Consider the following 8659-nt stretch of genomic DNA (forward strand, 5'->3'; position numbering starts at 1 on the left):
GAAAAGTTCCGCGCTCAAGCCGCATAAATAATTTTTCTATTTAAACTGTATACTTGACAGGCAATAGTGCCTATTTCCAACTTTGGGGGTACGGGTCAGTTAGCATGACTAATCAACAGCTTTTTTTAGCGTTTTTCTCGATCGCGATAGGCAACATTGGCAACCAAGCCATATTGGCCATCCATTAAGATCGTTGAGCCATTGCGCCCGGCAATCTTATGGGGACCGCCCGTCACAAACAGGTTGGCTAAATAGAGCTCGTATTGCTCGTGAGCAGTATGAATATCTGTCAAACCGACCTTGGCAATGTGACCAACTGCCAGTTTTTCCATCTGATTCAGCCCCATATAGATTTCAATCCGCCGCAGATGCTTATCATGATACAGTTCAAAGTAAGGCGGCGTCTGTTGAGAATCCAAGGCATAGACTGGCTCGCCCGCTGCCGTTTCGTTGACGATCTGGCTATCAGTAAGACCATCATAGTCAGCCGTAAAGATACCATCATCCAACAGCTGCTCAACGACTCGCTGTAAGTTGTGCTGCTCATGAGCATCAACCTCAACTTGAGCCGGGATGATATCTTGATTGGTAAAGTAGCCGTTTGATGCATTATTGACTGCACGCATGTCACGCTTGGGCTTGACATCATCGGCGGTAGGAACGACCCCAGTAATCTTTGAGAGCCATGGCGACAAAAAGTCAAACCGGGAATTGCGGTCAAGGTAGTAGTAGACTGCGTTGATATAAAGGCAATAGGTAATCAGGATTACAGCCAGACAATAAAGCATTCCTCGTACCCATGCTTGATTCATCAACAGCCGCGTTGTGACATAGATTAGATACAGATCACCTAAAAAGGCAATAACGATGTAGATGCGATTCTTCAGCTTGGCATTGATATTAAAATATCCCAGCCAATGGTTGATCATGTCTAAAAAACTAAGCACTGTCGCGATCCCCCTTATTGATTGGCGTCAGTCGTGGTTGTCGTCGTGTTGGTTGTCGTATTATTAGCCGTTGAATTGGTACCAGTCGTACTGTTGGTTGTCGTACCGGTAGTCTGACTGGTGGTATTGGTTGACGAGCTGGTAGTACCAGCGCCAGCAGTAGTACCATTATCCGTATTATTGTCGGTTGTTTTAGCTGATGAGGTCTTGGTCGTTGATTCCTCATCAGCGCTGCTGGTCCGGCTGCTTTGGACGTCAGAATCACTTTCACTGCTTGGCTTCTTGCGATCACTGCTATGACTGCTGTCTTGGTCATCTTTTTGGCTGGTACTCTGACTAGTCGATGAGGTGCTGACAATCTTGGCCCCTTCACTGGTATTGGTGGTTTTGTTGACCACCACGTTGGTAGCACCTAACGCCAGTACCAGCGATACCAGTGCAAATGGCGTCACAAACGGTGGTGTTTTCATTACTTCTCTCTCCTTTTGTCGTCTGCTCTCTATCTTAGCGCAAAAATTGCCAGTGAGAGTTTGCGAAAAAAATAAGAATTGATGAATTTAATGCGAAGACAGTTGACGACACTGAGCACACAGGCCATACAGTTCAAAACTGTGTCCTGTGACCTTAGCACCAGGCAATTGCTGAGTCAAAAAATCCCAATCAATCGGCGGAAACTGAATCTCTTGAACGCGTCCACAACGCTGGCAAATAAAGTGATGATGATGCGACTCATCGCAGCGGTATTTAACCACCATGCCACCTGTCTGCGAGCTCAGCTCAACCAGTCCAATTTCTTGAAACTCTTCCAGATTACGATAAACCGTATTATGGCTGACGCCTGGATAAAACTGGCGCATATGCTTATCGATCTCGGTAACACTGACGTAGCGATCCGGATAGGCAACCAAAAAATCAATCAGCGTTTTTCGCTGCTTGGTAACGCGCAGATGATTTTTTTGCAAGACTGCCATAGCCTGTGCTTTAGGATCCGTCATTTTTTCATCCGTCCTTTTTGAAACTATAATTTTAACATACTCACGATCAAATGTAATGCTTAAGCAGCTGATCCAGCCTTTGCTGTGTTTGCGACCAGTCATCATTGACAATCTCAATCGCCTGTCCATCCAGTTCCTTGGGCAATGACAGATCACGCAGATACTCACAGCTGTTGACCCGTGATTCAATTGCAGCCGGATGATCACCGCGATTATGCAGCCGTTTAAAAAGCTGCTGTGGCCGGCTAACCGTCAAAAAGATCACTACCGCCTGATCACCCAGTTTATCACGATAGGTCAATGCTCCTTGGGTATCGAGAACGATTACGTCGAAGCGGTGTCGTTCCCAGCCCTTTTTCAATCCTTCAATTGATGATCCATACAGATGATGATCATATTCAACTTGTTCCAATAAATGCCGCTTGTTTATTGAGTCACGAGTTTCAAAATAATAGTCGATCCCATCTTTTTCATTGGCTCGTGGCAATCGCGTCGTATGCGTAACTACTTTGGCCATATCATACTTTTCTCTCAGATAGTTGGCTACCGTTGTTTTACCGGTACCGGCCGCTCCGGTGATTACAAAAACCTTGTGCTGATCCATTATGCCTGTGTCAGATGAGCGTTGACCTGATCCAACAGCTCTTTTAGATTATCGTACGTCAGACGCTGCCGGGCATCTTGGTAGTCAAACCAACCGGCGTTCTTGATCTCTTCTGCCTGCAGATGCAGATCCTCATCTTCAGGTAATTCAGCAGTGTACAGCGTCATATGCTTGCGATTGCCATTGGGAAGGTCGTATTCAGTATAAACGGAAAAGCTGGTATCAATTGGCAGTACCAGACTGGTCTCTTCTCTGATTTCTCGCTGAGCCGTTTCTAGAAGCGTTTCATTGCCTTCAACGTGACCCTTTGGAAATCCCCAAAAATTGCCTTCGTTTGTACTTTGCAACAGTAAATATTCGATTCCTTGTGCATTTTTCCGATAGACTACGGCACCTGCAGTCGTTTCAATCGCCATTTCAAGCTCCTCCTTAATATTTTTCTAATTGACTTTTAATTATTATGACATTATGATTATTAATGTCATTATGGCTTATTTTGTTCGGCAAATCCATTTATTGTTCTGCAATTGTTGCTCATTATTTTTGCCTATGATAAGCTGTCACTTAAATTTATTAAGCTATTTGATATTATAACAAAGGTGGTTAAGGACGGATGAGTTTAAATCTTTTTCGTAAAGAAAGCCTCTCTCGCTACCTCAAAGCCGACAATAAATTCGTCAAATCGCTATCAGCCGGCGATTTAATGGCAATGGGGATTGGTGCGGTCATTGGGACAGGTATTTTTATTTTACCTGGGACCGTAGCAGCTAATGACGCAGGTCCAGGCGTTTCACTGTCGTTTCTGGCGGCAGCCGTCGTCTGTGCATTAGCGGGAATGTGCTATGCCGAGTTTTCTTCAGCCATGCCGGTTGCTGGGAGTGCCTATTCTTACGGTAACGTGGTCTACGGTGAATTTATCGGCTGGATTATGGGCTGGGCGCTGGTATTGGAATACATGCTGGCCGTAGCCTCGGTTTCAACTGGTTGGGCGGCCTACTTCAATTCGCTGCTGGCCAGCTGCGGAATCAATATTCCCAAGGCTTTGTCCGGTCCTTTTGACCCAACGCATGGTACCTACGTCAACATTGTGGCGATCATCATTGTCTTGCTGATTACTTGGATGCTTTCATTTGGGATGACTTCATCAGTACGCGTCAATAACATTGCCATCGCGATCAAGATTGCAATTATCGTTGCCTTTATCGTGGTTGGCGCCTTCTTCATCAAGAAAGCCAACTACCAGCCATTCCTTCCATACGGCATGCATGGGGTCTTCAAGGGGGCCACGACAGTTTTCTTTGCCTTCTTGGGCTTTGACTGTATCTCAAGTTCGGCTGCCGAAGTTAAAAATCCCCAAAAGAACATGCCTATTGGGATCATCGGCACACTGTTAGTTGCGGCGGTACTCTATATGGGTGTTTCAATCGTCTTGACGGGGATGGTTAAATACACCAAACTTGACGTTGCCAATCCAGTTGCCTTTGCACTGCAGGCCGTTCACCAAAACTGGCTGGCTGCTCTGCTTTCAATCGGGGCCTTGATTGGGATGGCCACTATGATGTTTACCATGATCTACTCATCTTCACGCTTAATCTACTCTATCAGTCGTGACGGTCTCTTGCCATCATTTTTAAACAAGCTGGATGACAAGACCAGCACGCCAAAGATCTCGCTTTGGATCGTAGCAGCGGTTATTGCCGTCATGGGGGGACTGGTTTCCCTGGATCGCCTGACTGATCTGGTTAATATCGGGACGCTGTTGGCATTTACGCTGGTTTCGTTTGGAATCATCCCACTGCGCAAGCGTAAGGACATCGGTAATCAAGGCGGCTTCCGCGTTCCTTGGTTCCCTGTCTTGCCAATCATTTCTGGCTGTGCCTGCCTGTTTATGATGTCATTTCTTTCTCTTGATACCTGGATTGGAGCGGGCATCTGGTTCTTGATTGGTTTGGTGCTTTACTTTGGCTATGGCTATCGTCACAGTAAGCTGGCTACTGAAGAATAATCATCAATCAAAAAGCTGATCGAAAATTTTCGATCAGCTTTTTTAGTTACTTCTTAAACATCTTAAATTCCAAAAACAGATCATTATAGATGCCAATATCTTTTAATGGTAGATCATGATATACCTGCAGATGCTTCATCGTCTGTTTTGGCGGATAGAAAGCCTGATTGCTGGTAACGCTCTTTGGCAAGTACTTCTTAGCGGCCTTGTTTGGTGTAGCATAGCCAATATACTCTGCATTTTGTGCGGCATTTTTAGGATCCAGCATAAAGTTTAAGAAAGCATAGGCAGCTTTTTTGTTCTTGGCTGTCTTTGGAATTACCATGTTGTCAAACCAGATGTTGCTGCCTTCGCTAGGCACAACGTAATGCAGATGAGAGTTGACGCTCATCATCTCACTGGCTTCACCGGAGTAGGTAATTCCCACAGCAGCCTCATTTTGCTCCATATACATCTTCATTTCATCGGCAATTACGGCTTTGATATTGGGCGTCAACTGATCAAGCTTATTGGCAGCTTGATGCAGCTCCTTGGTATTGGTCGTATTAACCGAATGATGCTGCGTAATCAGTGCGACAGCCATAGCGTCACGAGCACTGTCGATCATCATGATATTGTCTTTGAGTTTTGGTGACCAGAGTTGTCGCCAATGTGAGACATCTTTTTTGCTGACCTTTTGATCGTTATAAACGATTCCCAAAGTTCCCCAAAAATATGGAATCGAATAGCGATTATGCCGGTCGAACGACAGATTTAAAAACTGCGGATCGATATATTTAAGGTTCGGCAACTTACGATGATCGATCGGCTCTAACAGATGTTCTTTTTTCATCCGCTGAATGGTGTATTCACTTGGAACGGCAATGTCATAATGCGTACCACCCTGGCGAATCTTGGTCAGCATCGCCTCATTGCTGTCAAACGTTTCGTAATCAACATGATAGCCGGTCTCATGCTCGAATTTGGTAATCAGTGCCGGATCGATATAATCTCCCCAATTATAGATCGTCAAAGTCTTGCTGCCACTATTGCCTGATTTTTGATTCAGCAGCTTGTTGCAGCCAAACAGCGCACCGCATAAAAGCAGGATGCCAATGGTAAAGCTAAGCAGTTTTTTCATTGGACGTCACCTTCTTTAATCGTTACGATCTGATTTTTGCGGCTACCGCCATGCTTGCTGATAAAGTAATAACCAATCACCAATGCCAATGATACCAAGAACATCAAAGTCGAAAGCGCGTTGATTTCCAGATCAATCCCTTGGCGCGCTCTTGAATAGATTTCAACTGATAATGTTGAAAAGCCATTGCCAGTTACGAAAAAGGTTACCGCAAAATCATCCAGCGAGTAGGTAAAAGACATAAAGTAGCCTGACATGATCCCCGGAGCAATCGCGGGCAGCATTACTTGGGTCAGCGACTGCCATGGACTGGCGCCTAAATCAGCAGCTGCATCTAAAAGCGTTGGCGACAGCTCATCAATTTTTGGCAGTACCATCAAGACCACGATTGGGATCGAAAAAGCGATATGACTGAGCAAAACCGACCAAAAGCCGAGCTTCATGCCAATCACCGTAAACAGGATCAAGAAACTGGCCCCGATAATAACGTCTGGCGAAACCATCAAAACATTATTAAATGAAAGCAGTGTGTTCCGCATGGCATTCTTGGTTCGTTTAATGGCCAGCGCCCCCATCGTTCCGATAATCGTTGCTAAAAGCGCTGACAACAAGGCAACGATCAGCGTATTGATCACAATGGTAATCATTCGCGTATCTTCAAACAGCGTCTGATAGTGCGTCCATGAAAATCCTTGATACTTTTCCATCGTTTTGCCGGAACTAAATGAAAAGCCAACCAAATAAAGAATCGGCAAATATAAAATAATAAAAACGATTACTAAATAGATCGCACCCCAGTTGATTTTATGTTTCATTTAGCACGACCCCCTTTTTTCTTTTGCCGATCTCCAGTCGCAAACATTACAATGAACATGGCAATAATCAGCACGACACCGATCGTTGAACCCATGCCCCAGTTCTGCGTCGTCAAGAAATGTTCCTCAATTGCCGTCCCCAAAGTAATGACACGATTACCGCCAATCAGGCGCGTAATCATAAACAGAGAAAGCGATGGAATAAAGACCGCCTGCACCCCAGCCTTGACCCCTGGCATCGTCAATGGCAGCTCAACATGCAAAAAAGTCTGCCAGGAGCTGGCTCCTAAGTCACGACTAGCATTGATTAATGAAGAATCAATCTCGGCCAGCGAGTTAAAGACTGGTAGAATCATAAACGGAATCTCAATGTAGGCCGCGACAAAAATAAAGCTGGCATCAGTAAACAGAATCTGGTGGCTACCAAGACCGACAAACCGCAAAAACTGATTGATCGAACCGTTTTGACTAAACAGTCCGATAAAGGCATAGGTCTTTAGCAGCAGGTTGATCCAGGTCGGCAAAATGACCAGCAGCAGCCAAAACTGACGATTCGGTAACCGGTTGATCACATACGCTGCCGGATAGCTGATTAAAAGCGTGATCAGCGTGATCAAAAAAGCATACCAGACCGAATTGAACGTCATCCTTAAATAAACGTTGGAGGTTAGGTAGTTCTGATAGTTGCCAAACGTAAATTGACCGTTGATGTTAAAAAAGGATTGGTACAGGATCAAGACCAATGGCGCCGCGACAAACAGTACGATCCACAATGTATAGGGAACGACAAACCAGAATTTTTGCTGTTTCAACGTTCACCCTCCTCATCGTCGCCTTCATAGCTGTCCAACCGTGCATCAAAGGCTGCTTCGGTTTCATGATAGCGCATGATGTGGATGTCTTCGGGATCAAACGTGATACCGACTTTTTCACCCACTTTCGTCTTATGAATCGAATTGATCTTCCATTCGTGCCCCTCTTCATCATGAACCATGATTTGATAGTCAACTCCCCGAAACAGCTGCGTATCAACCGTTGCAACCAATTTTCCTTGATCAACGGTCGTAATGTCCAGATCTTCAGGGCGCAAGACGGCTTCAACCTTTTCATTCGGCTTCATACCGGCATCAACGCATTCGAAATCATGACCATTGATATTGACCAAAAAGTCTTTCTTCATGATACCTGGGACAATATTGCTCTCGCCAATAAAATCAGCCACAAAATGATTCAACGGCTCATCGTAGATATCAACCGGCGTGCCGCTCTGCTGAATCATACCATCATTGATAATAAAAATCTGGTCGCTCATTGCCAATGCCTCGCCTTGATCGTGCGTGACAAAGATAAAAGTGATTCCCAAACGGCGCTGCAAAGCCCGTAGTTCAGCCTGCATCTCCACCCGCAGCTTATGGTCAAGGGCAGAGAGCGCCTCATCCAAAAGCAGCACTTTCGGACGATTAACGATCGCACGGGCAATTGCAACCCGTTGCCGCTGACCACCAGACATTTCCGTGATTTCACGTTCGCCATAGCCGTCCAGCTGCACCATATGCAAAGCATCCTGTACCCGCTTGGCAATCTCTTCTTTGGGGATCCGCTTGATTTTCAAGCCAAACGCTACGTTTTCAGCAACGTTCATATGTGGAAAAAGCGCATAGTCTTGAAAGACCGTGTTTACTTGTCGTTGATTAGCAGGAATATCATTGATTCGCTGGCCGTCAAAAATAACGTCGCCACTGGTAGCATCGTCAAAACCAGCAATAATTCGCAGGATCGTAGTCTTTCCTGATCCTGAAGGGCCTAGCAGCGTGTAGAACTTACCGGCCTCAATCGTAAAGTTGATGTCGCGCAGCACAAGGTTATCATCATACTGCTTACTGACATGCCGAAATTCAATTACTTGATTGGTCACGATGTTCTCCTTTTCATCTTTTATTTACGCGAATTTTTCACGATTACAGCAAACTCAATTATACGCCGAAAGATACTTATCTGTCGCCTTTCAGAGCAAATTAATTCGATTAGGTTTCACGTGGAACATCTTGGTTCGGCAAATCATCCACTGACTGATTATTTTAATATTGATTTATGTTTGGCAGATTGTAAAATTTAAGTTGAACATTTAAGTGGACAGAAAAACCCATAAAGGTCTTTAATGGTGTTGCTAAAC

10 protein-coding genes are annotated in these 8659 nt (G+C 45.0%); 1 reads left to right on the forward strand and 9 read right to left on the reverse strand.

Translation table 11 applies throughout. The features are described from left to right. Positions 1-125 precede the first annotated feature (125 nt). The 5 genes from QOS03_RS08625 to QOS03_RS08645 form a co-directional block, all read right to left on the reverse strand. Positions 126-947 (reverse strand): DUF6681 family protein, encoded by an 822-nt coding sequence (locus tag QOS03_RS08625; RefSeq protein WP_169462451.1) that lies wholly within the window; start codon positions 945-947, stop codon positions 126-128. A 14-nt stretch (positions 948-961) separates the two neighbouring features. Beyond that, positions 962-1417 carry a hypothetical protein gene (locus tag QOS03_RS08630; protein ID WP_283576120.1) on the reverse strand — a complete coding sequence of 152 codons (456 nt, stop codon included), beginning with the start codon at positions 1415-1417 and terminating at the stop codon, positions 962-964. 87 nt (positions 1418-1504) lie between these two features. Next, the gene (locus QOS03_RS08635) at positions 1505-1942 is read right to left on the reverse strand and encodes a Fur family transcriptional regulator (protein WP_169462449.1); all 438 of its coding nucleotides are present in this window, start codon (positions 1940-1942) and stop codon (positions 1505-1507) included. Between the two features lie 46 nt (positions 1943-1988). Continuing rightward, positions 1989-2546: a guanylate kinase gene (locus QOS03_RS08640; protein ID WP_283576121.1), complete on the reverse strand. Its 558-nt coding sequence runs from the start codon at positions 2544-2546 to the stop codon at positions 1989-1991. Next, complete coding sequence (locus tag QOS03_RS08645) at positions 2546-2962, reverse strand: bis(5'-nucleosyl)-tetraphosphatase (RefSeq protein ID WP_272208888.1); 417 nt, start codon at positions 2960-2962, stop codon at positions 2546-2548. The genes QOS03_RS08640 and QOS03_RS08645 overlap by 1 nt, the downstream gene beginning before the upstream one ends. Before the next feature lie 197 nt (positions 2963-3159). Here QOS03_RS08645 and QOS03_RS08650 point away from each other — a divergent pair, with 197 nt between their 5' ends. Next, a complete protein-coding gene (locus QOS03_RS08650) occupies positions 3160-4551 on the forward strand; it encodes an APC family permease (protein WP_272217901.1) in 1392 nt (463 codons plus the stop codon). A 46-nt stretch (positions 4552-4597) separates the two neighbouring features. Here QOS03_RS08650 and QOS03_RS08655 read toward each other — a convergent pair whose 3' ends face one another. The 4 genes from QOS03_RS08655 to QOS03_RS08670 are packed head-to-tail and all read right to left on the reverse strand — an operon-like array spanning position 4598 to position 8401. Further along, positions 4598-5671 carry an ABC transporter substrate-binding protein gene (locus QOS03_RS08655; protein WP_283576122.1) on the reverse strand — a complete coding sequence of 358 codons (1074 nt, stop codon included), beginning with the start codon at positions 5669-5671 and terminating at the stop codon, positions 4598-4600. Further along, positions 5668-6486, reverse strand: a complete 819-nt coding sequence (locus tag QOS03_RS08660; protein WP_283576123.1) for an ABC transporter permease — start codon at positions 6484-6486, stop codon at positions 5668-5670. Before QOS03_RS08660 ends, QOS03_RS08655 begins: the two co-directional genes overlap by 4 nt. Continuing rightward, on the reverse strand, positions 6483-7298 hold the full coding sequence (locus QOS03_RS08665; RefSeq protein ID WP_283576124.1) for an ABC transporter permease: 816 nt from the start codon (positions 7296-7298) through the stop codon (positions 6483-6485). Before QOS03_RS08665 ends, QOS03_RS08660 begins: the two co-directional genes overlap by 4 nt. Beyond that, on the reverse strand, positions 7295-8401 hold the full coding sequence (locus QOS03_RS08670; protein ID WP_169462442.1) for an ABC transporter ATP-binding protein: 1107 nt from the start codon (positions 8399-8401) through the stop codon (positions 7295-7297). The genes QOS03_RS08665 and QOS03_RS08670 overlap by 4 nt, the downstream gene beginning before the upstream one ends. Positions 8402-8659 lie beyond the last annotated feature (258 nt).

The sequence above is a fragment of the Limosilactobacillus pulli genome (genome assembly GCF_947381555.1).
In the GTDB taxonomy this organism is placed as follows: domain Bacteria; phylum Bacillota; class Bacilli; order Lactobacillales; family Lactobacillaceae; genus Limosilactobacillus; species Limosilactobacillus pulli.